21 protein-coding genes are annotated in these 26,101 nt (G+C 64.5%); 14 read left to right on the forward strand and 7 right to left on the reverse strand.

Annotation, left to right across the window (positions count from 1 at the left end; translation table 11 throughout):
- Nucleotides 1-367: 367 nt before the first annotated feature.
- On the forward strand, nucleotides 368-1,276 hold the full coding sequence (locus tag ACSFC7_RS02635; RefSeq protein ID WP_436346213.1) for an alpha/beta fold hydrolase: 909 nt from the start codon (nucleotides 368-370) through the stop codon (nucleotides 1,274-1,276).
- A 318-nt stretch (nucleotides 1,277-1,594) separates the two neighbouring features.
- Here the strand turns inward: ACSFC7_RS02635 and ACSFC7_RS02640 are convergent, their stop codons facing one another.
- On the reverse strand, nucleotides 1,595-5,887 hold the full coding sequence (locus tag ACSFC7_RS02640) for a DNA-directed DNA polymerase II large subunit (RefSeq protein WP_436346214.1): 4,293 nt from the start codon (nucleotides 5,885-5,887) through the stop codon (nucleotides 1,595-1,597).
- Nucleotide 5,888: 1 nt separating this feature from the next.
- Nucleotides 5,889-6,308: a PPC domain-containing DNA-binding protein gene (locus tag ACSFC7_RS02645; protein ID WP_436346215.1), complete on the reverse strand. Its 420-nt coding sequence runs from the start codon at nucleotides 6,306-6,308 to the stop codon at nucleotides 5,889-5,891.
- Nucleotides 6,309-6,585: 277 nt separating this feature from the next.
- Between ACSFC7_RS02645 and ACSFC7_RS02650 the strand changes: the two genes are divergently transcribed.
- From ACSFC7_RS02650 to ACSFC7_RS02675, 6 genes are all read left to right on the forward strand, one after another.
- Entirely contained in the window at nucleotides 6,586-8,184 is a 1,599-nt protein-coding gene (locus tag ACSFC7_RS02650; protein ID WP_436346216.1) for an ABC transporter substrate-binding protein, read from the forward strand.
- A gap of 87 nt (nucleotides 8,185-8,271) precedes the next feature.
- Nucleotides 8,272-9,270: an ABC transporter permease gene (locus ACSFC7_RS02655; RefSeq protein WP_436346217.1), complete on the forward strand. Its 999-nt coding sequence runs from the start codon at nucleotides 8,272-8,274 to the stop codon at nucleotides 9,268-9,270.
- A gap of 20 nt (nucleotides 9,271-9,290) precedes the next feature.
- Nucleotides 9,291-10,316, forward strand: a complete 1,026-nt coding sequence (locus ACSFC7_RS02660; RefSeq protein ID WP_436346218.1) for an ABC transporter permease — start codon at nucleotides 9,291-9,293, stop codon at nucleotides 10,314-10,316.
- 2 nt (nucleotides 10,317-10,318) lie between these two features.
- Nucleotides 10,319-11,551, forward strand: a complete 1,233-nt coding sequence (locus ACSFC7_RS02665) for an ABC transporter ATP-binding protein (RefSeq protein WP_436346219.1) — start codon at nucleotides 10,319-10,321, stop codon at nucleotides 11,549-11,551.
- Nucleotides 11,548-12,900: an ABC transporter ATP-binding protein gene (locus ACSFC7_RS02670; protein ID WP_436346220.1), complete on the forward strand. Its 1,353-nt coding sequence runs from the start codon at nucleotides 11,548-11,550 to the stop codon at nucleotides 12,898-12,900. Before ACSFC7_RS02665 ends, ACSFC7_RS02670 begins: the two co-directional genes overlap by 4 nt.
- A gap of 215 nt (nucleotides 12,901-13,115) precedes the next feature.
- Complete coding sequence (locus ACSFC7_RS02675; protein ID WP_436346221.1) at nucleotides 13,116-13,271, forward strand: hypothetical protein; 156 nt, start codon at nucleotides 13,116-13,118, stop codon at nucleotides 13,269-13,271.
- A gap of 178 nt (nucleotides 13,272-13,449) precedes the next feature.
- Here ACSFC7_RS02675 and ACSFC7_RS02680 read toward each other — a convergent pair whose 3' ends face one another.
- Both ACSFC7_RS02680 and ACSFC7_RS02685 read right to left on the reverse strand, forming a co-directional pair.
- On the reverse strand, nucleotides 13,450-13,956 hold the full coding sequence (locus ACSFC7_RS02680) for a hypothetical protein (RefSeq protein WP_436346222.1): 507 nt from the start codon (nucleotides 13,954-13,956) through the stop codon (nucleotides 13,450-13,452).
- A 60-nt stretch (nucleotides 13,957-14,016) separates the two neighbouring features.
- Nucleotides 14,017-14,535, reverse strand: coding sequence for a hypothetical protein (locus ACSFC7_RS02685; RefSeq protein ID WP_436346223.1), 519 nt, complete (start codon nucleotides 14,533-14,535; stop codon nucleotides 14,017-14,019).
- Between the two features lie 175 nt (nucleotides 14,536-14,710).
- On the opposite strand from ACSFC7_RS02685, the gene ACSFC7_RS02690 reads away from it, so the two are divergent.
- Nucleotides 14,711-15,160 carry a DoxX family protein gene (locus ACSFC7_RS02690; RefSeq protein ID WP_436346224.1) on the forward strand — a complete coding sequence of 150 codons (450 nt, stop codon included), beginning with the start codon at nucleotides 14,711-14,713 and terminating at the stop codon, nucleotides 15,158-15,160.
- A gap of 128 nt (nucleotides 15,161-15,288) precedes the next feature.
- On the opposite strand, the gene ACSFC7_RS02695 is transcribed toward ACSFC7_RS02690, so the two are convergent.
- A complete protein-coding gene (locus ACSFC7_RS02695) occupies nucleotides 15,289-15,450 on the reverse strand; it encodes a DUF7556 family protein (RefSeq protein ID WP_436346225.1) in 162 nt (53 codons plus the stop codon).
- Nucleotides 15,451-15,628: 178 nt separating this feature from the next.
- Between ACSFC7_RS02695 and ACSFC7_RS02700 the strand changes: the two genes are divergently transcribed.
- The 4 genes from ACSFC7_RS02700 to ACSFC7_RS02715 all read left to right on the forward strand — a co-directional run bounded on the left by ACSFC7_RS02700 (nucleotide 15,629) and on the right by ACSFC7_RS02715 (nucleotide 20,710).
- Nucleotides 15,629-16,480, forward strand: coding sequence for a CBS domain-containing protein (locus ACSFC7_RS02700; protein WP_436346226.1), 852 nt, complete (start codon nucleotides 15,629-15,631; stop codon nucleotides 16,478-16,480).
- A complete protein-coding gene (gene glyS / locus ACSFC7_RS02705) occupies nucleotides 16,473-18,368 on the forward strand; it encodes a glycine--tRNA ligase (protein ID WP_436346227.1) in 1,896 nt (631 codons plus the stop codon). Before ACSFC7_RS02700 ends, glyS begins: the two co-directional genes overlap by 8 nt.
- Before the next feature lie 337 nt (nucleotides 18,369-18,705).
- Nucleotides 18,706-20,031, forward strand: coding sequence for a CitMHS family transporter (locus ACSFC7_RS02710; RefSeq protein WP_436346228.1), 1,326 nt, complete (start codon nucleotides 18,706-18,708; stop codon nucleotides 20,029-20,031).
- Between the two features lie 88 nt (nucleotides 20,032-20,119).
- Nucleotides 20,120-20,710 (forward strand): dolichol kinase, encoded by a 591-nt coding sequence (locus tag ACSFC7_RS02715; RefSeq protein ID WP_436346229.1) that lies wholly within the window; start codon nucleotides 20,120-20,122, stop codon nucleotides 20,708-20,710.
- Nucleotides 20,711-20,802: 92 nt separating this feature from the next.
- Here ACSFC7_RS02715 and ACSFC7_RS02720 read toward each other — a convergent pair whose 3' ends face one another.
- Nucleotides 20,803-21,645, reverse strand: a complete 843-nt coding sequence (locus tag ACSFC7_RS02720; RefSeq protein ID WP_436346230.1) for an ABC transporter permease — start codon at nucleotides 21,643-21,645, stop codon at nucleotides 20,803-20,805.
- The gene (locus tag ACSFC7_RS02725; protein ID WP_436346231.1) at nucleotides 21,642-22,577 is read right to left on the reverse strand and encodes an ATP-binding cassette domain-containing protein; all 936 of its coding nucleotides are present in this window, start codon (nucleotides 22,575-22,577) and stop codon (nucleotides 21,642-21,644) included. The genes ACSFC7_RS02720 and ACSFC7_RS02725 overlap by 4 nt, the downstream gene beginning before the upstream one ends.
- Before the next feature lie 124 nt (nucleotides 22,578-22,701).
- On the opposite strand from ACSFC7_RS02725, the gene ACSFC7_RS02730 reads away from it, so the two are divergent.
- Nucleotides 22,702-23,919: an MFS transporter gene (locus ACSFC7_RS02730; RefSeq protein ID WP_436346232.1), complete on the forward strand. Its 1,218-nt coding sequence runs from the start codon at nucleotides 22,702-22,704 to the stop codon at nucleotides 23,917-23,919.
- 340 nt (nucleotides 23,920-24,259) lie between these two features.
- Nucleotides 24,260-25,912 (forward strand): HTTM domain-containing protein, encoded by a 1,653-nt coding sequence (locus ACSFC7_RS02735; RefSeq protein ID WP_436346233.1) that lies wholly within the window; start codon nucleotides 24,260-24,262, stop codon nucleotides 25,910-25,912.
- Nucleotides 25,913-26,101: the final 189 nt, after the last annotated feature.

Consider the following 26,101-nt stretch of genomic DNA (forward strand, 5'->3'; position numbering starts at 1 on the left):
AAGAGCGCCTTCGTAAACTGATAATCAATATACGAAATGCGGAGCCAGTACGTCGTCGCCGGTTCGTGCTGATAGTATGCCAATATACCACACGGTAATAGAAAACAATATACATCCGTAGTTCAGACCCACGGAGGATGATAGGTGACCGCACAACTGGAACGTGTGCCGATGCACTTCCAGTCGAATCAGGGGGCTTTCAATTGGGACGGCAGGAGATCGCACCGTCGAGAGACGGTGAACGGCCTAACGGGTGGCCAGAACGGTCGAAAACGGTGTATTCTGCAGTTCGCACTACCGAGGGACCCATCAGCTGCCCGCCGGTTTTTGATGTGTTAGCAGCACTCAATACTCGTGTGATTCGAGTATGACGGGAACTGGCGTTACTACCGTTGGTGACTGCCGGATCGGCTACTGCCGGGCGGGGACGAGCGGTCCGCCGGTCGTCTTGCTTCACGGAGCCGGGATCGACGACGCGACGGTCTCCTGGCGCCACGCCATCGATGCGCTGTCGGACGACTACCGCGTGTACGGGCTGGACTGGCCGGGGTACGGACGGAGTACGGGCGACGTAACGCACACCATCGAAACCTACGTCGACATCCTCGAGAGGTTCGTCGAGACGATTCCGTACGAGCGGGTTTCCCTCGCCGGGATCTCGATGGGCGGCGGCGCGGCGCTCGGCTACGCACTCGAACAGCCGGAGCGCGTCGAGCAACTGGCGCTCGTCGATAGCTACGGACTCGGCGGCCGACTCCCCAACGCCCTCCCGTGGAAACTCCTGTCGCAGGTGCCCGGGATGACCGAGTTCGGCAAGATCGCCGCCAGCGCCACCACCGATAGCGTCCGCATGGTGCTCGATAGTCTCGTCGCGGATTCGAGCGCACTCCCCGACCAGTTCGTCGAAGACGTCAGGCAGAAGCTCATGGAACCGGGCTCGATTCAGGCGTTCAAGGAGTTCCAGAACAACGAGCTCTCGTTCAACGGCCGCGTCGCGACGAACTTCGTCGACGACCTCGACTCGCTGGCCGTGCCGACGCTGCTCGTCCACGGCAAGGAGGACCCCCTGGTTCCCGCCGAGTGGTCGGCCCGCGCAGCGCGCCGGATTCCGGACGCGGAACTGGACCTGGTCACGAACTGCGGTCACTGGACGCCTCGAGAGCGACCCGAGCGATTCAACGAGCGTCTCCGAAACTGGCTGCCGGACTACCGACACGTGCCGAAGCCGCGGTATCCGAAGGCGCAGATGCCCGGGGTTACTCGAGCCAGTTACTGATCGGTTTCGTCTACTCTTTCAACGAACTGGCCGGGAGCATGGCTCGAGTAACACGAGAGTCATGCGACTCGGGGAAGGGCAGGCGGGTGACCGACGCTCATCGCGAGTGAGGCCGAAGGGCGAGCGAGCGAGCCGACGACTGATGTGAAGGGACGCTTTGCGTCCCGTAACGGAAAGAGGAGTGCTTTTGGTGGAGCTTTTGCCGAGGGACGCCGCGACGGCATTTTGCCGTCGCGGCAGACCGTGGTTCGAAAGGCGCTTCGCGCCTTTCGTTATCACGAGAGAGCGAAGCTCTCTCGAACGACAGAGCAAAAGGTCCTACATGAAATCCTCGATCCCGCTCTGCTTGTTCTTGTCGTTCTCGAAAATGCTCTCGAGGGCGCGTTCGAGTACTTCTAACCGCTGTTTCGTGTAGTCACGGCAGTCGTACTCGTCGGCGACCTGAATCGCGGTCTGCATGTACTTGTTCACCGAGCCCTTGTGAACGGTGAGGTTGACGCGGCCGCCACACTCCCGGCAGTCCCCGGTCAGGGGCATCCGCCGGAACTTCTCGCCGCAATCGAGACAGCGGGTCTCCTGCCGGGAGAACGCCCGGAGATTCCCGATGAGGTCCGGCAGGAAGTGGTACTCGATGACCCGCTCGGCGACGTCGGTCTCGTCGACGGCCTCGAGTTTCCGCGAGAGTTCGAGCTGGGCGTCCATCTTATCCATCATCGAGCCGAGCGTCTTGTACGCCGAGAGGTCGGGCCCCATCGCGATGTCGGTGGTGTCGTGGGTGTGCTCGAAGCCGGTGTATTCGCCATCGGTGCCGAGGGTGTCCTCGCCGATCTGGATGTCGACCGATTCGGGATCGGCCTGCTCAAGGGAGGCGAGGTAGAACTTGCGGGGGTACTGCGAGACGATGTCCATGTTGTGGGCCTCGTCGTCGATCTCGGAGGGATCGATGCGGGAGGACATGACGAGCGGGGCGTCCATCTTCCCGCCGCGTTGGTCCGGGAGGAAACTCCGACTGAAGTTGAGAAGTCCGTCCATGAGGAGCATGACGCAGTCCTCGTCGCCATCGCACTGCCCTGTCAGGATTCCGTTCGCTGAGACAGTATTCGAGTCGTCGACCTCGAGACAGTAGACGTGATCGGTATCAGACGTGACGATTTCGACGCTCGAGACGGTGTCCCAATCCGTAACGGCGGGCGGGTAATCGTTGATCTCTTTGACGGGGCTAAAGAGGAAATCTTCGACAGGGGCATCACCGGCAGGCGAGGGGGTCGGCAGTTTGTCGCCTTCTGAAAGGTCGTGAGCGAGGACCTTCTCCGCCTTCCAATAGTCTTGACGGAGGCTATCCGAGGCATCCTCGTCGAAGCGAAGCATCGTGTGGTCGGGCGTCACCCGAAGTTCGCGGCCGCTTTCGGTCGTGATAGCGAGCAAGTGATTTGGTGTTGGATGCTTCGAGACGGCAACGACCCGTTTCGGACAGCAAACGCCGGTATAGGATAGCACCCAGACGTCGTCCGTGAGCTCTTGATACTGCGTTCCGAAATCGTCTCGTTCGGGGTCGTCGAGGCGTTCCTCGACGAATTCCCGAATACTCGCACGTCGCGGCTGCTCCGCTCGGGGAAGGGCATCGTCGTCCGCGAGTTCTTGCTTTTCGTAGATCGACCGCGATTCGCCTTCGCGATAGACGATCTCGGTCTCCGGATGGAAACAATTCCGGCGCTTCGCGGCGTGAAAGTACGGATGCGCGTATCCGACTGCCGCGCTCGTGAAACCGATCACTCTGCCGACAGTCGCCGCGCTCGTGTGAGGCGCCATCCCGAACACCAACTCGCCGACGAGTTCCTGTCGGTCGTCGATCTCGTAGAACCGCTCGAGGCCGTAGTACTGCTCCAGGAGGTCGTCGATGAAGTCGGCCGTCTGCAGCATGTGCTCGGCCGCGCCGTCCGAGAGGACGATGTCCTGGACCTTGAGTTCGATCAGTTGATCCTCGTGGGTGAGCGGTTCGCCGTGCATGTCCTCCTCGTAGCCCAGCGCCTGGAGTTGGCCGACGTCGACGTCGAGTTCGCTCGCGCGGACGGCCGTGACCGGGAGGTCGGTCATGTCGTAGCGGACGGTGCCGTCTTTGAACGTCGAGACGTCGTGTTTGGCCCGCAAGACGCCCTTCTCGATGGGTTCGGGCACCTTTGTCGTCGAGGTGAGCCCCTTGACGCCTTTCAGGATCTCGAAGGCGTTCTCGCGCTCGCCGACCGACTCGAGCGCGTCCCGATACTCCTCGTGGATGTCGACCTCGCGGTTCTCGACGCAGGTGGCCTCGCGCTCGCAGTGACCGCACTCGACGCGGCCAGCCTCGTCGGGTTCGATCCGGTCGTCGCAGTCGGGACAGCGGTAGTCGGGCGTCGTTCGGGTGTCGCACTCCGGACAGCGGTTCTTGAACGTCTCCGTCCCGCAGTCGGGACAGCGGTGACGGCCGATCTGGACCTCGACGACGCCGGGCGTGTCCGACATCGTTTCGGCGTGTTTGGCCGCGTCGGCGACGTTGCGCTGCGTGCCGCCGGCCTCGCCGATCGGGAACAGGGTGTGGACGGCGGGGCTCAGGTCGCGGCTCTCAGACTTCTCGGGGCGCCCCATCCGGTTGCCGACCCGCGTCGGCGCGCGTTCGCGGACCGCGAAGGGGGCCACCTCGTTGACCGCCTCGATGGCGTTGTCGCCGGCGGCCTCGTGACCCCAGGTCTCGGCGCGTTCGGAGAGGTCGTCGTCGGTCCACGTGCGCTCGAGTTCGATACTCGGCTGCTGGGCGTCGGGATCCAGCGTGGCTCCGTCGGTCGCCGTTTCACGGATGGTACAGCCGGTCGTGCGGACGAACGGCCGCCAGTCGTCGATCTCGATCCGGCCGTCGTCCGGGCGCTGGCGGTGTTCGATGACGATGGTCTCGAGGGCCTCCCGGACGGCGTCGCTGTACTCGAGGACGAGCGTGGTACCGTCGCCCTCGCCGTCGCCGGTGGCGCCGATATCGCCCTCGATCCGGCCGTCGGCGACCACCTCGGCGAGTTCGCAGAAGGCGCCGACCGAGATGTCGTGCCAGAGGTAGGTGTACTCGGGGTGGAGCGGGGCGTCGTACTCCAGCGCCCACTCGAGGGCCGTCGTCGCGGGCGGGAACGCCTGGTCGATCCGCGGATCGTCTTCGATCGCCTGCGCGTCGGCGCCGGCGGCCGCGAGGTCCTGAATCCACCACTCGTAGGTGTAGGAGGCGGGAGCGAGCGGGTGGTTGTTCTCGACGAACTCGCCGTAGTTGACGAGGTACTCCCCGAGGTCGAGAATCTTCTCGACGCCGTTTCTGATCTCGAGGGCGTCCTCGGGGTCGTCGATCCGCCGAACGTCGCCGTTTGCCAGTTTGACGGTCGGGCCTTCGAGCGAGTCGACGGGGACGACGCCGGCGGCCTTCCCGGGCCGTTCGGTCTTGATCTGGGTCCCCGTCGCGAGAAAGTCGTCGACCAGGTGCATCGCGGCGGGATGGACGCCGGCGGTCGCGAAGCCGTGATTTCGCGCGCGGCCGTAGCGCAGTCGGAACCCGCCCTCGGCGCAGGGATGAGAGAAGACCGGACGGCCGGCGATCAGATCGCGGAGGAACTTCTGTGAGGTGTCGACGCGGGGCGGACCGTCGGAGCCGTCCGGATCGGCAGCGTCGTCGTCGGCTCCATCGCCGTTGGCGCCGTCATCGTCCGTCTCGCCCTCAGCGTCGGACTCGCCTTCGTCGTCGGCGCTCTCGTCGGCTTCGTCGTAGTAGGTGCCGTCGATCAGGTCCTGCAGCCACGGCCAGTCGACCTCGTCGAGGTTCCGGGTGTAGCGCTGGATCTTCGGGGCCTTGAGCGCGATCCCTTCGGCCATGACGAGACACATCCCGCCGCGGGCGCTGTTGGTGTCGACGCGCTCTAAGTCGCGAAAGCCGGAGACCTCCTCGTCGCCGGTGGCCTCCCCGTCCAACATGATCGGGAGGTTCTTGGCGATGAACTTGGCCTCCTTCGCCTTCGGCGTGTACTGGAGACCGGTCTCCTTGTCGTAGAGGCCGATCTCCTCGGCGTAGCGTTCGATCTCCTCCTGGCGTGCCGAGTACTGTTCGATACCCACGAGCGCGCGCGTGTAGTCCGCCACGAGCACGGAGAGCGCCTGTGCGGTCCCACCAGCCGAGCGGATCGGCCCGGCGTAGTAGACGTTGACGAACTCGGTTCCGTCGTCGTTCGTGAGGATCTCGACCCGGTCGATCCCCTCGATGGGCGCGGCGACGACGCCCTCGGTCAGCAGGGCGACTGCGGTCCGGACCGCCCCCTCGATCTTCCCCGCTTTCGTCTCGTAGTCGCCGACGCGGCCCTCCGCGAAGTCCGCCGCGAGTTCGAGTGCGGCCTCCTCGCGGCTCATCTCCCCCTCGAGTTCGCGGACGCGTTCGGCGACGCCGTCGATTCCGAGGATGTTCTCGACGCGGTCGGCCATGTCCTTGGCGACCGGAATTTCGACCTCGGGTTCGGGATCCGCGCCGCGTTCCTTGGCGCGCTCGGCGACGTCGAACGCCTCGTCGAGCTGGGACTCGAGTCGCTGGAAGTACCGTGTGTCTTCGTCGCGCATGTCAGAGCCAGAGGTCCAGTTCGGTCGTTTCGTCGTACTCCCGCTCCAGACCGTCCGCGAAGACGCGCATGTAGACTTCGCCCGCCCAGACCGTCGCCTCGTTCAGGTGGCCCGCGAGGGCATCGCCGTCGGGATCGGAGAGGACGGCGTGGGTGTGCGCGAAGCGCTCATCGTCTAACCAGGAGACGTTGCCGACGCAGCTGGCGACCTCGAGCGGCTCGTCGAACCGGATCGAATCGTACGTACAGTCGTCCTGGTCGTAAAACCAGAGTTCGGCGTCCTGGACCGCCCCGAGGGCGCTAAACCATGCCGCGTCGGCCTCGATCTCGTCCGCGAGCGACTCGATTTCGGCCCGCCAGTCGGCGCCGGTCTCGAGGCGGGCGATATACTCGGCTTCCGTCTCGACCGCCCGGTAGTTCATACCAGTCATCATCGTCTCCATGACAAAAATGCCACCGGTCTGCAGCGGGCTGTCCATCGATGGGGACGAGTGCCGCACAGTCACGAAAGCTGGCTCGGAAGGAGAAGAGTGTACACCGTCTCTCAGTATGGCGCATGCAGTTCGGTTGGGTTTTCCCGGTGAATCATTGGAACCTATTATAGTCTTGGTATTTGTAAGATTATGGATCCGGTAAAATTCGCTTTCGCAGTTTCTAGCTCCCCGCTACCAATATACGTGGTTGGCGTGGACTCACAGGATGGTATACGATCAGTTCACCGCCACGCGACGGCGGGTCCTTACATCAGGTGCAGCGGTCAGTGCAGCCGTGGTTGCCGGCTGTATCGGTGGGGAAGGTGGATCCGGGGGCGACGGCCTCCTCTATACGCAGGAAGTGAGTCCGGACGGGGACTTCGATCCGGTCGTGACGTTCGACGCCTACAGCGCCCAGATCGCCAACCTCGTCTACGACGGTCTGTACGAGTACGACTTCGATCTGGAACCCCAGCCGAAGCTCGCGACCGGGGAACCGGAGGAGGAGCGCGACGGGGAACGCTATATCGTCGAACTCGTCGACGGTGCGGAGTTCCACAACGGCGATCCCGTTACCGCCGAGGACGTCGTCCACTCGCTGACCGCGCCGGTCGAGGAGGAAACCCAGAACATGCCAACCTATCAGATGATCGATCTGGACAACACGGAGCCGGTCGACGAGCAGACCGTGCAGATCGATCTCGAGTACCCCTACGGCGCGTTCACCGAGATCCAGCTGGCGGTCTCGGTCGTCAACGCGGAGGTGCGGCAGGACGATCCCGACGCGTACAACACGGATCCCGTGGGGTCGGGTCCGTTCACGTTCGAGGACTGGGCCTCCGACGAGTACGTCGAGATCGAACGCTGGGACGACTACTGGGACGAACCGCAGGCGGAGATCGAGTCGGTCCGGTTCGAGGCCGCCGAAGACGACGCCGGTCGCGTCTCACAGATTCTCGCCGGCGATACGGACGCAATCGCGACCGTACCGCCGACCGACTGGGACCAGATCGAGGGCGAAGAAGGGATCCAGGTCCACCGAGCTGCGAGTCCGTCGTACATGTACGTCGCGTTCAACTGCAACGACGGCGGAACGACCGACCCGGACGTCCGGCGCGGCGTCGCCCACGCGTTCTCGCTCGACGAGTTCGTCTCCGCGAACCTGGGGGAGAGCGCGACCGCACTCGAGTCGCCGATCCCGCCGATCGTCGACGAACTCGGCTGGGACTTCCCGGTCGACGAGTGGGCGGAGGCGTCGCCGGAATACGATCCGGACCGGGCACAGGAACTGCTCGACGATGCTGCACCCGACGACTGGAATCCGACGATCATCGTCCCGCCGGACGACGTCCGCATCGCGCTGGGTGAACTGATCGCCTCGCGACTGGACGAACTGGGCTACGACGCCGAGGTTCAGAGCCTCGACTTCGCGACGCTCGGCGAGACCTACGTCACGGGCGAGGCGGACGATTACGAGATGTACATCCTCGGCTGGACGGGCGGCCCGGATCCGGACGTCTACCTGTACAACCTGTTCCACGAGGACAACGAGGGAATCTCCCAGGGCCACTTCTACGACGGCAGCGACGACTTCCACGACAACATTCTCGCGGCCCGCGAGAGCGTCGATCAGGAGGAGCGCCGCGAGATGTACATCGACGTCGTCGAGGAGATCAACGAGGAAGTGCCGGTGATGGCGGCCTACTCCGAGCACAACACGATCGCCACCCAGGACTACGTGCAGGGCCTCGAGCCCCACCCCGAAGTCGGCTACAACCCGCGACTCGTCTCCGACGAGACGACCGTCTCCCTCGAGGAGGAGTAGGTCGACGGCGACCGGCTCTCACCGCCGTCCGACGCGGTCGGCCGAATAGCAAACGGACACCACAGCGACTCAGTAACCGCACCACGAATGGGACTGCTCCGATACACGATCTATCGACTGCTACAGGCGATCCCCGTCCTGATCGGGATCTCCATTATCACGTTCGTCCTGGCGAATCTGGCACCGGGCGATCCGGTCCGACTCATGCTTCAGGGCCAGGAGGTCGACGAGGAACTCATCAGGACGATCGAACAGCGCTACGGGCTCGACCAGCCGCTACACGTCAGATACTGGAACTACATGACCGGGCTCGTGCAGGGTGACCTCGGCTACAGTATCCATCGTCGACGACCGGTCTCGGAGCTCATGCTCGAGCGAACCGGGCCGACGCTGCTGCTGGTGCTATCGGCGTATCTCTTCGCGCTCGTGACGGCGATCCCCCTCGGGGTCATCGCGGCGAAACGGCGAAACGAGCCGACCGACCACATCTCGCGGATCGTCGCGCTGATCGGCGTCAGCACGCCGTCGTTCTGGATCGGTATCATGCTGATCATCGTCTTCGCGGTCAAACTCGGCGTGTTACCCTCGGCGGGGCTGGTGTATCCGTGGCAACCGCCCGCAGCGGCCGGTCACGGCGGCTACCTCGAGCACTGGATCGAGACGATCAGACACCTCCTCCTCCCGATGATCGCGCTGGGAACGCTCCAGATGGCGACGCTGATGAGAGTCGAGCGGACCCAGATGATCGAATCGCTCCAGGAGGAGTACGTGAAGTTAGCTCGCGCGTACGGCGTTCCCGAACGGACGATTCTCAGAAAACACGCGTTCCGGTCGGCACAGCTGCCGATCATCACCATCGTCGGGCTCAACCTGTCGACGGCGCTCGGCGGTGCCGTTCTGGTCGAGACCGTCTTCGCCATCAACGGGATCGGACGGCTGTTCATCGAGGCGATCCAGCAACTCGACTACCAACTGATCATGGGGATCACGATGGTGCTCGGGTTCCTGTTCGTCATCGGCGTGGTGATCACGGACATCTCGTACGCGTACATCGATCCGCGCGTGACCTACGGGGAGCGTGAGTGATTATGAGGGGGAGATAACACATGGCTACGACCGAATCAGAACTCTCGGATCAGGAACCGGGCGCCGACGCCGAAGGCGGATCGGCCGACGAGGAGGTCGAGGCGCGCGTCGGCTGGCGCTACACCCTGGCGAAAGTAAAGCGGGACGCGACCGCCCGAATCGGGCTGTACATCGTCGCGTTCGTCATCTTCATCGCGGCGTTCGCGGCGATCGATAGCAACCTCTCGCGGCTGACGTTCGGTGCGATGTCGGACTATACCGCCGCACAGGCGCTGCCGATCTTCGACCATCCGACGCAGATACCACCGCCAGGAGAGGCGAACCCGAATCAGCCACCGGCGTTCCTCGACGGCGGGACGCTCTCGGAGCCGCTGGGGACCGATCCGCAGGGTCGTGACTACTTCACCCGCATCGTCTACGGCTCGCAGGTGTCGGTCAGCGTCGGGCTTGCGGCGACGGCGATCGGGCTGATCGGCGGGACGGTCATCGGTTCGATCGCGGGCTACTACGGCGGTTGGGTGGACGACGTCCTCATGCGATCGGTCGAGACGGTGTACGCCATTCCCCCGCTCGTGTTGATCATCGTCTTCACCGTCTTCGTCAGCGGTGGGAGTCCGGACATCCAGTACGCGGTGATCGGCGTCGGTATCGCCTTCATTCCGGTGTTCGCCAGGATCATTCGCAGTCGCGTGCTCTCCGTTCGGGAGATGGACTACATCGAGGCCGCCCGCGCTGCGGGGGTGAAGGACCGGAACATCATCCGCAGACACGTCATCCCGAACAGCTTCGCACCCGTGATGGTGTACGCAACGCTGCAGATCGGCGTGACGATTCTGATCGTCGCCGGACTCTCCTTTTTGGGCTACGGCGCCCAGCCGCCGACGCCCGACTGGGGTGAGATGCTCCGGATCGCCCACGGCCGGTACATGCACGCGAACATCTGGCTGTCGATCTGGCCCGGCCTCGCGATCCTCGTGACCATCATGGGGTTCAACCTGTTCGGCGACGGGCTGCAGGACGCACTCGATCCGCGGATCAAGAACTAACTATGAGCTCCGAACCACTCCTTCGCGTCGAAAACCTCAAGACACAATTCTTCACCGAAACCGGTACCGTCCGGGCCGTCGACGGCATCTCCTTCGAGGTCCACGAGGGCGAAATTGTCGGCCTCGTCGGCGAGTCGGGCGCCGGAAAATCGGTCGCCTCGATGAGCCTGCTGCGTCTCGTCGAAGAGCCTGGCGAGATCGTCGGCGGGACGGTCGAGTACCGGGGCGAAACGATCTTCGGCCTCGAGGAAGGCCCCGACGGCGAACTCCGCGAACACCCGGACATGCTCTCGGAGTCCGAGATGCGCGAGCGGATCCGGGGCCGGGAGATCGCGGTGATCTTCCAGGATCCGATGGAGTCGCTCAACCCGGTGTTCACGGTGGGTGGGCAGCTCCGAGAGTTCATCGAGATCAACCGCGACCTCTCGAAAGATGAGGCGAAAACGGAGGCGATCCGAATGCTCCGCGAAGTGGGGATTCCGGATCCCGAAGAGCGCTACGAGGAGTACCCGCACCAGTTCTCGGGCGGGATGCGCCAGCGCGTGCTGATCGCGATGGCGCTGGCCTGCGAGCCGAACCTGATCATCGCCGACGAGCCGACGACCGCGCTGGACGTCACCGTCGAGGGCCAGATCCTCGACCTCGTCGACGACCTGCAGAATCGCTACGGCACGAGTTTTATCTGGGTCACCCACGACATGGGCGTCGTCGCCGAGATCTGCGATCGGGTGAACGTGATGTACCTCGGCGAGGTCATCGAACAGGCGCCCGTGGACGAACTGTTCTACGACACCAAACACCCCTACACCGACGCCCTGCTCGACTCGATGCCCCGGCCCGACCGGACCGTCGAGGAACTCGATCCCATCGAGGGCGTGATGCCCGAAGCGATCAATCCGCCCTCCGGCTGTCGGTTCCACCCCCGGTGTCCCGACGCGCGAGAGGTCTGTACCCGCGTCCATCCGGAGCCGCTCGAGGTCGACCGCGCCGACGGTCACCCGCATCGCGCGGCCTGCGTGAAACACGACGTTTTCGACGTGGGCTACGACGAGAGCGTGCCGCTCGAGGAAGGAGACGAGGCCGAGACGAACGTCGGTGGGACGGCGACCGATCCCGAGGAGGACCCGGAGACGCCAGTCGAAGAGGAGCAGGCGTCGACTGATGGGGGTGAGCGATCCGAAGGATCGCGATCCTCGTCGGACCGCAGGTCCGACGGAGGTGAGGCGAGCCGATGAGCACGCCGGACGACCCCATCGGCTTCGGCGAGAGCGATATCGCCCACGGCGAAACGCTCCTCGAGGTCGACGGGCTGACGAAACATTTCGCGGCCGACTCGGGGCTGCTCGCGGGGATCAACCTCGAGACCGATCAGTTCCCGCCGGTGAGCTTCGGGGTCGATCAGGTCGAGGCCGTCGACAACGTCACCTTCGAGATCAAGAAGGGGGAGACGCTGGGGCTGGTCGGCGAGTCGGGCTGCGGGAAGAGTACGCTCGGGCGAACGATCCTGCGGCTGCTCGATCCGACCGACGGAACGATCAGCTTCAAGGGCGACGATCTGGCCGAGTTGAGCGGCGAGGAGTTGCGCCAGAAGCGAGCAGAGATCCAGATGATCTTCCAGGATCCCCAGTCGTCGCTGGATCCGCGGATGAAGATCGGCCAGATCATCGAGGAGCCGATGCGGGCCCACGACATGTTCGACGACGAGGGCCGGGAGGCGCGCGCAAAGGAGCTACTCGAGAAGGTCGGCCTCGATCCGCGCCACTACAATCGGAACCCCCACGCCTTCTCCGGGGGGCAGCGCCAGCGGATCAACCTCGCGCGGGCGCTGTCGGTCGACCCGGACTTCATCGTCTGTGACGAACCCGTCTCCGCGCTCGACGTCTCCATCCAGGCCCAGGTGATGAACACGATGGAGGAACTGCAGGAGGAGTTCGGCCTGACCTACCTCTTCATCGCCCACGACCTCTCCGTGATCCGGCACATCTCCGACCGCGTCGCGGTGATGTACCTGGGCCACATCGTCGAACTCGCCGAGAAGGAGGAGCTGTTCGAGAATCCCCAGCACCCCTACACGAAGGCGTTACTCGAGTCGATTCCCGTCCCGGATCCGCGAGAGTCGGGGGTGCGCGGCGTGCTCGAGGGCGAGGTGCCGAGCCCGCAGGATCCGCCCTCGGGCTGTCGGTTCCGGACGCGCTGTCCGCGTCTGATCGTCCCCGAGGAGTACGAGATCGGCGACGACGAGTGGGTGCACACTCGAGCGTTCATGCGCGCGGTCAAGCGACGGACGTTCGAGCCGATGACGGCCGCCGAGATTCGTCGGGAGTTCTTCGAGGGCACGCTGCCGCGCGGCGGCGCGGGCGAGATTATCGGGGAGGCTATCGACCTGATCGCGACCGATCAGCGGGGAGGGATCCGCGAGCCGGACGGTGACGACGAGATCGAGGAGAACTGGGACGAGGCCACGGACCTCCTGCTCGAGTCGTTCGCCGAACAGAGCATCTGTGCGCGCGAGCGGCCCGCCTACGACCTCGAGTCGGAACACGGGTCGGGAACGCACTTCGCGGCGTGTCACCTGCACCGGTAGCGGGACCCGCTGAAACCCATCATATCTGATTTTGTATGTTTGTGAAGTGGACTCGTGACACGAGTGTCCGTCTCGAATAATTGCCATTATTTCGGATCGAGGGACTCTGAGACATCCGTTCGAGAGATGATTGATCCTGTGGTCGTCGGCGGTGAACTAACACAATCTTTCATCTCGAAAATACTTATATGCATGCCGCGCCTTTTTACTCATGTATGAGTAAGATACTCGCCACCGTCACGGCAGGCACCCGACGAATGGCAAAGGCACGACGAACGATCGCTCACTCCCCGCAGCTCGGTGAAAACCAGCAGACGGACGACGACAGCCCGTCGGGACAGATTCCACCAGGTGGCTTCCTCACCGGGTGAAGGCCGACTAATGGTCCCGATACGCGGCGCAGTTTCTCTCTTCTCAGTTCCGATCGAAACGACTTAGCGGTCGCTGCAGATCGGTCGAGATTCCGACCGGTTCGTGCCGAACTCGTGCAGTGGCGACCTGCCCGCCGCAACCTCGTCGCCACCGACTGGCTCGCTCACGGAATCGGCCTCACTCGAGCACCGACGCGGGATGCTTGAGATAGACGTCCTGTTCGACCACTCGCTGGTAGAGATCGTAGAGCGTCGCCACGGCCGCCTCGTCCGGATCGAACCGAACGTGGGACGCAGCGTGATAGCCCCGGCAACTGATCAGGAAGAAGTACAGCGTCCGGTGGTGGTCGGGCGTCGCGTCGACCACGCCTAGCGACCGCCCGCCGAGGTCGTCCGAGAAGTCGTTGAGCAGCGCTGCGATGTCGTCCGCCAACTGTTCGTCCGGCCGGTACTGCGGGATACCGAACGACTGTTGCATGTACGTCGTCGCCGCCTCGAGCACCGGGTTCGAATCTAATCCGGTCGGATCGACGCTCCGGAACGTCTCGTACAACGCGAGGAGCGTCGAGAGCTCCTCATGCGTGACCGCGATCGGCAGGACGGGGTCGCCACGCGGGAGCGAGTAGTCCGGAAAGGTGTGCGAACTGGGGTCCGGGAGTCGGGTGAACACCTGCTCGAGAGACATGCGTGTGACCATGACACACACGATTAAACGGTTACTGGTGGCGATCGAACGGACGAACGGCTACTCGAGTCGAATCGTCGTTGCATCGCTCGGCTGGTACCGGTCGTCGCGGGCCGCGACGAACGCGCGGAGTTCGTACTCGCCGGGGTCGGGGACGACCGACTCGTCCATGCCGTCGTCGGCAGTGCGCTCGAATCGACCGTTCCAGGTGAACGCGACCTGTTTGCGCTCGCCGCCGCCGAACCGGAACTCCGAGGGCCGACTGCGAGTGTAGCGGCGCTCGTCGCTGGCCTCGAGTTCGCCGTCGATCGACCACCCCCAGCGGCGCTGGCGCGGCGTCGGAATCGAGACGGGCAGCGGGAATCGGTTCTTGAAGTCGACGGTGATCTCGACGGGTTCGTCGCGCTGGTAGGCGTCCCGATCGGTGTCGATCGAGACGGCGATCGAACGCCGGGCGAGCGCCGTCGGCACGAGTGCGGCGAGGAACGTCGCCACCGTATAACGCGAGTCGTCGGTCTGGAAGCCGAACTCGTCGTTCGCATCGGTCCCGCGCTCGTCTCGCGGTTGCGGACCGACCATCGAACGGAGGTGCAACGCTCGTCCACTAAACTGTGGGGCCGTACGGCAGCCACGGAGAGAACGCGCTTTCGGCCCCGACTCACCCTCGAAAAGCCGACGATAACACCGCCGTTACCAGGTGAATCCGATGTCCGGGAACGGCTATATCGGTACGGTTCCTCCACCAAGTTACACGATGATACCAGCTATCGAAACGGTACCGCTTCAGAGCTTCGACGGTCCGTTCGCAGCCGAACTGTTCCTGGTCGCGCGCGTCCTCTTCGGGGGAATGATCGCGTTCACCGGGCTGAACCACTTCCTCGATCTCGAGAGCACGGCGGGCTACGCCGAGATGAAGGGCGTCCCGGCGCCGACGTTCTCGGTCGTCGCCTCGGGTGTCCTGCTCGTATTCGGCGGTCTCGGCGTCGCACTCGGGGTGGTCCCGGTACTCGCGGCCGGCGCGATCGCGCTCTTCTTGCTCGTCACGACCCCGATGATGCACGATTTCTGGGCCGTTCCGGCGGATCAGCAACAGGCCGAGATGACGAGCTTTCTGAAGAACGTCGGCCTGTTCGCCACGACGCTCGTCCTGCTCGCCGTCGGCACGCTCGAGTGGCCGTACGCGCTCAGTATGGGCGTGTTCTAGAGTCCGACGATCGCGTCGGCGGTGTCGGTGACCGCCAGTCAGGCCCGTACGCACCGCGCCGCTCGCGGACGGAATCAGTAGAAAATAGCAATTCGAGTCGTTCGCCGCAGTGTCTTCCCCACCCCCAGTTATCGCCAGGCCGGAAGCGTCGGCGCGTCATCGGCCTGCATCGAGAGCCAGGCGTCGTCGGCCGAGATATCGGCGATGACGTAGTCAGTACTCGAGCTACTCGAGTCGATCGAACCGACGACGGTGTCGTCGGACGTCATGGCGTGGGGGTTCGTCGCCATGTATGAGAGTGTCTCCCACTCACATATAAACTCGTCGAATCGGACTATCTCGTCAGACGACTGATCAGGATGGGGAATTCTCGGGGCGTCGGTGGCTCCGGCTTCGGGATGCGAAGCGTCCGGTTCGGGCGCCCGTGAAGCACTGGGTTTATACTCATTTTAGCCGTACCCTGGGGACATGAACGTAGCCGACGCCATGACGCCTCGCGAGGACGTGGTCACCGTCGAACTGCCCGGCACCCGCTCGGACGTCCTCGAGTACCTCCAGGAGAAGTCGTTTTCCTCCGTCCCGGTCGTCAAATCGACCGATGACGGCCTCGAGTACCGCGGGCTCGTCTCGCGGGACGTCCTGATCGAACAGCCCGACGAGGACCAGCTCGTCATGCTGATGGACGACACCCCGACGACGACCGCCGACACCGCGCTCGAGGACGTCGCGCGACTGATGGTCGACGAAGGTGCGCGACGCGTGCCCGTCGTCGACGGCGAGTTCGAGGGGATCGTCACGGTGACGGACGTGATCCACGCGATCGCGGCGGGCGACCAGCAGACCGACGGGGTGGTCGAGGGCTACGCGAGCACGGACGTGAACACGACCTACGAGGGCGCGCCGCTCCCGGTCGCCGAGCGCGAACTGTACTACGCGAACGTCCCCTACGCCGTCACGCTGGACGACGACGGCGAGATGAGCGGCGTCCTCACGGAGGTCGACATCATCGACGTCGCTCGCATCGTCGAGGGCGAGGAGGAGACGGGCGACAACTTCCCGGATCAGGACTCGGAGTGGTCCTGGGAAGGGATCAAGGGCGTCGGGAGCCGCTACCTGCCGACGCGGGATATCGAGATTCCCAACGGACCCGTCAGCGAGTTCATGAGCGGCGACGTGGTGACGGTCTCGGCCCAGACGCCGATTCAGGACGCTGCACAGCAGATGATCAGCAACGACATCGAACAGATTCCGATGCTCACGGGCGAACAGCTCGTCGGCATCGTCTGTGATGTCGACATCTTGGAGGCGCTCTATGAGTGAACACCAGCACGCGGACGAGACGGACGACGAATCGGCAGCGACGAGCGAGAAACTGGTCGAACTGGCCAAGCGGCGGGGCTACTTCTTCCAGTCCTCGGGCGCCTACGGCGGCGTCGGCGGCTTCTACACCTTCGGCCCGCAGGGAGCGTCGCTGAAGGGCAACGTCGAGGACGCCTGGCGCGACCGCTTCGCCGTCGCGGAGGGGAACATGGAGATCGACGCGCCGACGATCATGCCCGAACCCGTCTTCGAAGCGTCGGGCCACCTCGACGGCTTCGACGATATGCTCGTCGAGTGTCCCGACTGCGGCGAGAGCCACCGCGCCGACCACGTCGTCGAGGACAACACCGAGTACGAGGACGCCGAGAGCCTCCCGATTCCGGAGGTCGAGGAGGTCATCGCCGAACACCAGCTCGTCTGCCCGAACTGTAGCGCGGGCCTCGCGGGCCAGGCCGTCGAGGCGTTCAACCTCATGTTCTCGACGAACATCGGTCCCGGCGACTCCCAGCCCGGCTACCTCCGCCCCGAGACCGCACAGGGTATCTTCGTCGAGTTCCCGCGGCTCAAGGAGTACGCGCGCAACCAGCTTCCGTTCGGCGTGACCCAGATCGGCCGCGCCTACCGCAACGAGATCAGTCCGCGGCGCTCGATCATCCGCACGCGGGAGTTCACGCAGGCCGAACTCGAGTACTTCGTCGACCCCGAGACGGACGAGCCGGACCTCGAGTCGGTCGAAGACGTCGAGGTCACGCTCTACCCGGCAACTGAGCAGAACGCGGAGAGCGCGGCGCAACGCGCCGCGGAAGGTTCGAGCGGCGACGATGAGGAGCCGCGAGAAGACGGCGACGAGATCCGGACGACCATCGGCGAGGCCGTCGAGGAGGGGATCATCACCAGCCCGTGGGTCGCCTACTTCCTCGGCGTCGCCAAGCCGTGGTACGAGGCCGTCGGCGTCGACATGGACCGGTTCCGGTTCCGCCAGCACCTCTCGGGCGAGCGCGCCCACTACGCCGCGGACTGCTGGGACGCCGAGGCGTTGATCGACGGAAATGAGGAATCGAAAGATTCCGAACAACGGAAGTCGACGGAGTCGTCTTCCGGTTACTGGATCGAGATGGCCGGCTTCGCCTACCGCGGCGACTACGACCTCTCGAAACACGCCGAGCACTCCGGCGACCGCTTTACCGTCTTCAAGCAGTACGACGAGCCCAAAACGGTCGAACGCGCCACGGTCGACCCCGACATGAGCTATCTCGGACCGGAGTTCGGCGGCGACGCGCAGGCGGTCGTGCAGCAACTCGAGGATCTCGCCTCGCGCGATCGGGCCGCATTCGACGGCGACACCGTCGAGATCGATCTCGCAGGCGAGACCCACGAACTTCCCGTCGAGAAGACCGGCTTTTCGGTCGAGGAACAGACCGAAGCCGGCGAGCACATCGTCCCGCACGTCGTCGAACCCTCCTTCGGCGTCGACCGGCTGGTCTACACCGTGCTCCACCACGCCTATCGGGAGGACGAGGTCGACGGCGAGGAGCGAACCTTCCTCGAGCTCGATCCCGAAGTCGCGCCGACCTTCGTGGGCGTCTTCCCGCTGCAGAACGACGAGGGCCTCGAGGCCCAGGCCGACGAGATCGTCGACGAGCTGCGCGCGGAAGGGCTCTCGGTCACCTACGACGACTCGGGCAACATCGGTCGGCGCTACCGCCGGCAGGACGAGGTCGGGACGCCGTTCTGCGTGACGGTGGACTACGAGACGATCGAGGACGAGGAGACGACCGTGACGGTTCGCGAACGGGATACGACCGATCAGAAGCGACTGGCGGTCGAGGGTCTGGCGGAGACGCTGGCCGAGATTCGGGAGGGAGGGAAGGAGTTCGACGAGCTGTAGTCGGACCGAAACTCGAGGTCCCGGAGAAGCCGTCACCTCTCGTTTTCGTCGGAGCGGGTACCGTTAGAGCGATATCTAGTCGAACGGTGACCGAGCGTCTATGGAAGTCGTCGACGCGTATTCTGCGTTCCGCTCCGGCGGCTACTCCCTCACTAACGGCGCCGTATATATCTAAACTATGATCATAATTATATTTTTAAGGGGATAGGCACAGTATATAGCAACTATTTTATGTGATATACCGCGCTGCATTCGTACGGTTAGGAGCAGAACATGTTGCTAGTTCAACCCTCTATGAATAGTATAGTTTTTATATCGATATACTGACTGCTCGAGTATGCTAGGATCCGGATTGACACTCGGTATCATTGGATACGGGGCAATATTCCTCATACTATTCCTCGTTATTCAGAAACGATTGTACGTCGTTCCGACGCTCATTATCGTTCCGGTGATCGCTGCGCTGGTCGCCGGGTTTTCGCTCGGGGAGATCGCCGAGTTCTCGGAGGAAGGGCTACAGGGGATCGTGGGTATCACGGCGATGTTCGCGTTCGCCGTCTGGTACTTCAGTATCATGCGGGACAGCGGGCTGTTCGATCCGTTCGTCGCGCGAATCGTCGACAACATCACCAGTAAGCCGGCGCTGCTCACGGTCGGTACCGTCGGACTCGCGATGGTAACGCATCTCGATGGGGCCGGCGCGACGACGATGCTCATCACGATTCCGGCGTTGCTCCCGCTGTACGATGCGCTCGACGTCGACCGAAAGATTCTCGCCGCGCTCGTTGCGCTCACTGCCGGAACGATGAATATGGTGCCGTGGGGTGGACAGGTCGTCCGCGGGGTCGCCGCGATCGAACCGGCGACGATCTCGAACGTGTTCAACCCGATGATTCCCGCGCAGGCCGCCGGCATGCTGTCCGTGTTCGCTATCAGCGCTTACTACGGCAAACAGATCCAACAGGACATCGACTCCGTCACGGCCTTCGACGGGATCGACGAGGACTCGCTCATCGAGGAGGCCACCGACGGTCGCGATATCGACGTCGACTGGAGGTGGGCGTTCAACCTGCTGCTGACGGTCGCGGTGCTCGGCATTCTCATCGCCGATGTCACGTCACCAGAGGTATCGTTCATGATCGGGGTCGTCATCGCCCTGATCGTCAACGTCCCGGATTACGAGGATCAAAAAGACGTCCTCGAGGACTACGCGCCCGACGTCATGACGTACGTTGGTATCCTCTTCGCCGCCGGCGTCCTCATCGGCGTACTCGAGGAGAGCGGCATGGTGACCGAGATGGCCGAGATCATGGTGTTCCTCATTCCCGACGCGTTGGGTGCTCAGCTCCCCGTCGTCGTCGCCGTCCTCTCGTTGCCCGCTCGACTCCTGTTCAGCCCGGACGCGTTCTACTTTGGCGTGCTTCCGGTCCTCGCCGAAACGAGCGCCGCGTACGGTCACGATCCGGTGGCAGTCGTGCGCGCCTCGCTCGTCGGACAGACCGTCGGGTTCCCGGTGTCACCGTTTACCGGTGCTACCTATCTGCTCATCGGACTGGCCGGGATCGAACTCGGCGAACACATCAAGTTCACGCTCCCCCTCATGGTCATCCCATCGGCGGTGATCCTCGTCGTCGGCGCCCTTACCGGCGCAATTCCGCTGTAAGGCACACGGACGAGAACACCTGGTCATCGTCCCCGTATACCGAACGTAACCGACGGACTGAAGGTCGTTACCTTCGACGGGTGACCTGATGGCTGACGAACTAAAGCGACGGCTCGTCCACTCGAGCGGGGCGGGACTGGTCGCACTCTACCTCCTCTCCGACGCCTTCGAACTCGGACTGACGTGGTTCCGATTCCGGGCCCTGATGGTCGTCCTCGCACTCGGCACGATCGGCCTCGAGTTCCTCCGGCTACAGGTGGGACTCGACTGGCAGCTCTACGACAAGCTGACGCGCGACTACGAACAGAACCAGTTCGCGGGCTACGGCTACTACATGGTCAGCATGACGGTCGCCGTACTCCTCTTCGAGCCACAGATCGCCCTGCCCGCGATGTTGATGCTCGCCATCGGCGACCCGATCAGCGGGGCCGTCTCGGACGACAGCCTCAAGTTCGTCAAGGGGCCGAAAGTGCTGGTCACGATGTTCGTCGTCAGCGCGATCATCGCCGCGCCGTTCCTCTACGAGCACCCGCTCGCCGTCCTCGCAGCGGCGGTCGGCGCGACCATCGCCGACGGGGTCAAACTCCGCCTGGGCGGCTACATCGTCGACGACAACCTGACGATCCCGATCTACGCGGGCGCGCTGGCGTGGATCGCACTCGAGTTCGTCCCGGTCTGATCGAGGGCGAAGCGATCCCGGTCCGCTCGAGACCGGTCTCGAGGCGACTCCAAGCGACGAGAAGAGACGAGAACCGATACCTCCGAGAGCGATCAGAGGTCGGTCGCCCGGAACCGCCAGTAGCCGACGCCGATCGTAACGACGATCCAGCCGACGAGCACCGCGAGCGCGAACGACGGCCGCTCGTAGACCGCCGGCTCGGACGGCGGCCGGATGAACGCCCCGCTGTTGAGGTCGGGATACAGCCCGGCGAGCAGATTCACGTACGCGGCGACCGGGTTCACCGCGGCGACGACGTCGACCCACTCCGGCGTCGTCTCGGGAAACGAGAAGCCGTAGCGGACGTACAATACGGCCTGCGGAAGCGACGACCAGAGGCCGAAGAAAAAGAGGACGAAGGTGCCGAAGGCGGCGACCGTCGCTCGCGTCGTCGTCCGAACGAGAGCCGAGATGGAGACGGCGATGGCGGTGAACGTCACGGCGAGCAGGGCGAGTAGCAGCGACACCGTGACGAGCCTGACCGGATCGATGGTAACACCGAGTACCAGCGCCAGCGCGGCGGTGGCGAGCAAGGAGACGAACACCGCCGTACAGATGACGAGGCTCCGTCCGAGGAACGTGCCGAGGACGACCGTTCGCCGGGAGAACGGGAGCCCGAGCAGGATTTTGAGCGACCCCGCCGTTCGCTTCTCGACGACCGCGGAGGCGAAGAAGCCGAGCACCAGCAGCGGCAACAGCATCGCGAACAGCGGGAGTACCGCGGGGATCAGTTCCGGCCCGCTTCCGGACGTCGCCGACGCCGACTGGTCGGCGGCGTACGTCACGAAGAGCCCGAGGAGGGCGAAGATAGCGACCAGCAACTGCAACTGCCGCTCGCGAACGGTGTCGCGAACGTCTTCGCGGACGAACAACGCGAGCGTCCTGACGGAGCTCACTGGGCGACACCCCGCGTGTAGCTCTCGAAGAGTTCCTCGAGCGACGTCTCGTCCGTCGTCACGTTGCGGACGTCCGCCGCGGACTCGTAGAACGCGGCGATAACCGGCGCCTTCGCGGCGTCGGTACAGGCGACGACGACGGACGCGCCGTCGCTCGTGACGCCGGTGACGCCCTCGAGCGAGCGCACGCGTGCGACCGCGGCGTCCGGAACCGACGACAGATCGATCGTCACGGAGGACGTGCCGCCGCTGGACTCGCGCAGGGCGTCGATCGTGTCGACGGCGACGAGTTCGCCGCCGTCCAGGATCGCGACGCGGTCGCAGACCGCCTCGACCTGTTCCATGATGTGGCTCGAGAAGAAGACGGTCGCACCGCGCTCGTTCTCCTCGCGGACGATCCGGCGCATGGTCCGCGCACCGTTGGGATCGAGCCCGGTCGAGGGCTCGTCCAGTACGAGTAGGTCCGGGTCGCCCACGAGGGCCATCGCGAGCATGAGCCGCTGTGCCATCCCCTTCGAGTACTCCGTAACGGGGTAGTCGCCCACGCTGTGCATCCCGACGCGCTCGAGGAGGTCGTCGGGGTCGTCGTCGGCGTCCTTCGCTTCGATAGCGAACGTAACGTGTTCGCGGCCCGTTCGCTCGCCGATCGGGCCGTAGCCGTCGGGGAGGACGCCGACGCGTTCGCGAACGGCGGTGCTCTCGGTGGCGACGTCGCGGCCGAGGACGCGAACCGAGCCCTCGGTCGGGGCGGCGTAGTCGAGCAGAATATCGATCGTCGTGGACTTTCCGGCACCGTTCGGGCCTAAAAATCCGAAGACCTCACCGGATCGGACGGTGAGATCGAGGTCGTGGAGGGCGGTGACCGACCGACTCCTGACGAAGCCGGTCCGCTCGTAGCGTTTGGTCACGCCGCGGAGTTCGATCGCGGACATAGCGCGAAATCTCATCAGTATATCATTAGTCTTTTGATCGGTTCGGACGGTCGCCCCGGTCCGATATCGGCAATACCGTCTCTGAACGGAGCCCTTTAGCGGCGGCGACGGGGAGTCGACAACAGTGGGACGACTGCCGGGTTTCGACGGTCGAGCGGTGCGGTCGGTGCTCGCGGACGGCCGCGGGAAGATCCTGTTCGCCGTCGCGACGGGCTGGTGCTTCTCTATCGGCGTCCGCCTCGCGTATCCGGTACTGCTTCCCTACCTGCAAGACGCCTACGCGCTCGACCTGACGACGGCCGGACTGCTGTTGACCGTGCTCTGGCTCGCCTACGCGCTCGGCCAGCTGCCGGGCGGTATCCTCGCAGACCGGCTCGGTGAGGGGAACGTCCTCGTCGTGAGCACGCTCGTCTCGGCGGTGGCGCTCGGTCTCATCGCCGTCGCCGGCTCCGCCCCCGTCGTCTTCCTCGCGACGGCGTGTTTCGGCTTCGGGACGGCGCTCTACGGCGTCGCCCGCTTTACGATCCTCTCGGACGTGTTCCCGGACAACGACGGGACCGCCATCGGCGTCACGATGGCCGCGGGCGAGGTCGGCAACGCCGTGTTGCCCCTGATCGCCGGCGGAATCGCGGCCACGCTCGCCTGGCAGTACGGCTTCGGCCTCGCCGTCCCCGTGTTCGCGCTCGTCGCCGTCCTGCTCTGGCTGGTCGTCCCCGCGCGGACCTCGGGATCGACGAGCGCCGTCGACAGCCTCTCGCTCGAGACGGTACGCTACGTCGCCGCCCAACTCCGCCGGCCGGCCATCGTCGTCGTGACGGCGATCCAGATCCTCACCTACTGCGTCTGGCAGGGATTCACCGGGCTCTATCCGACGTATCTGATCGAGGTGAAGGGGTTCTCGGAGGGGATGGCTACGGCGCTGTTCAGCGCGTTCTTCGCGCTCGGGATCGTCGTCCAGCCGATCACGGGACGGCTCTACGACGGGTTCGGCATTCGGCGATCGCTGCCGGCCGTCCTGACCGTTATGGCGGTCGCGCTCGTCTCCCTACCGTTTCTCGAGGGGTTCTGGCCGATCGTCGTGGGGACAGTCTTCCTCTCGAGCATCCTCGGCTACGGGACGATCACCCTGCCGTACATGACCGCGGCGTTCCCCGCGGACATGAAAGGGACGGGGCTGGGCTTCCTGCGCACGTTCTACATGACCATCGGAGCCGCGAGTCCGGCGCTGTTCGGCGTCCTCGCGGACAACGGCTTCTTCGACGAGGGGTACGTCGTTCTGGCCGGCTTCGCGGTCGTGGCGATGGTGCTCGTCTACTGGTTGCCCGACGTTTCCGGCCAGTGACGGCACCGGAAAGAGCGGCGTCGATCGTCAGGCGTTCAGCCGCCAGAGCTCGAAGTTGAGCACCGTCGCGAGCGTCACCCAGGGTTGACCGCAAGCACGAATCCGACGGCCCGGAGGAGCGGATCGCGGTCCGGCAGTCGGCTCGTGACGCGGGCGAAGTCGGCGACCATAGCATACGGACGACTCGCGTTCGGAAAGCGCTGGTGCTGTCAGCAGCAACCGGTCGGTACTGGCGGCGACACCCGTGAAATCGAGCGAACGGGCACGACCCGCGACCAGTTGCGAAACGCGACTCTCCCGATGGAAATAGCTATAGTGTTGGGTTAAAATCATTTTACAGATGGGTCCCGCGTTACCTCCCTCCCTCCTCGAGTCGGGTCACCGGCTTCGAACCGCTCTGCGCCGGCGCGTTCGAATCGACACGCGAACGCTGGCCGTCTTCCGGGTCGTCGTCGGCCTGCTCGTCGTCGCCGACCTGTTCCTCCGGTCGCGGAACTTCACGTACTTCTACACCGACGACGGCGTCGCCCCGCGGTCGCTCGTGCTGGACGCTACGGCGAGCGATCCGTTCTCGATCTACCACCTGACGACGGATCCGACGCTGATCGCGGCGCTGTTCGTCCTCCAGGGGCTGATCGCCGTCCAGTTGATCGTCGGCTACAGGACCCGAATCGCGACGGTCCTCACCTTCCTGTTCGTCGTTTCGCTGGACCACCACAACCCGTTCGTGCTGAGCTACGCCGACACCCTCTTCCGGCTGTTGCTGTTCTGGGCCATCTTCCTCCCGCTGGGCGAGCGCTGGTCGGTCGACGCCGTCCACGCCGACCGCGACCTCAGGCCGTCCGTCGCGAACGCCGCGACCGCGCTGATCACGGGACAGATGGTTTACATGTACTTCACGAACGGGCTCATCAAATCCCAGTCCGACGTCTGGACCAGCGGCGATGCGGCGCCGCTGGTGCTCGGCATCGACGAGATCACCTTCCTGCTGGGGGACACCGTCCGGCAGGTCCCGGCACTGCTGGAACTCGGCGGCCTGATCTGGTTTACCCTCCTCGTCTGTTCGCCGCTGCTGATCCTCCTCCCCGGCCGGTGGCGATACCCGCTGATCGCGCTGTTCGCCGCGGGACACCTCGCCTTCGCCGTCTCGGTCCGCATCGGCGCGTTTCCCTACGTCGCGCTCGCGGGACTGCTCCTCTTCCTCCAGACGCCGTTCTGGGACGACCTGCAGCGGCTGGGACGGTACGCGGGTATCGATCCGGACCGATTTGCCGCTCGAGCGACCCGACTCGAGCGGGGCGCGAACCGCCTTCCCGCCGCCGGCCTCCGGTCCGAGCGAGCGATGCGGATCCGCGGCCACGCTTACACCCTCGCACTCGGCGCCGTCGTCGTCACGCTCCTGTTCGTCGCGGCCGTCATGGTCTTCAACGTCGGGGCCGCGCTGGCCGACGACGCGAGCGACCAGTCGATGGAAGAGCGGGTCGAAGGGGCGGTCGACGAGACGCTCGCGGAGACGACGGGGGTGAAACGGGTCGAAGCGACCGCCTCGAGGTTCGGCATCGACCAACCCATCGGCTGGGGGGTCTTCGCCGGGCCGGATCCGCGGACGACGGACCGCTACTACGTCTTCCCCGCCGAAACCGAGCGCGGGGACGTAGTCGACGCCTATAACGACCGGGAACTGACCTACGAGCGGCCCCACGACGGGAAGTTACAGAAGCAGTACGGCACCTACCGGGAACGGTTCTACATGAACAGCGTCCGCCGCGGCAGCGTCCAGAACGCCGTCCCGGATCGCCTGGCCGATCACATCTGCGAGCAGTGGGTCGACGATCACGACGAGGAACTCGCGTACGTCAACATGTACGCGGTCCACGAAGACGTGACGTACGAGACCGTAACTGAACCCGGCGATCGGGAGCGAGAGTACCTCGACATCTCCTACCACGGCTGCGGCGACAACGAGCCGAAAGTGATCGACCCGCCGGAGTAAGACGGTTCGACACGTACGGCACGGAGAATCGTCCGTCGGCAACCGGGAGCGAACGTACCGCTACCCCGAGACTTACTGATTGCCGATCCGCCGTTTCATCGCGTCCCGTGCCGCTCTGGCTCTCTGCGCTGCGTCGGTCCCGTCCAGAGTCCGGCACCATCACGGACGTCGTCGTTCATGGCTGGAGGT

It is taken from the genome of Natronorubrum halobium, assembly GCF_051351675.1.
In the GTDB taxonomy this organism is placed as follows: domain Archaea; phylum Halobacteriota; class Halobacteria; order Halobacteriales; family Natrialbaceae; genus Natronorubrum.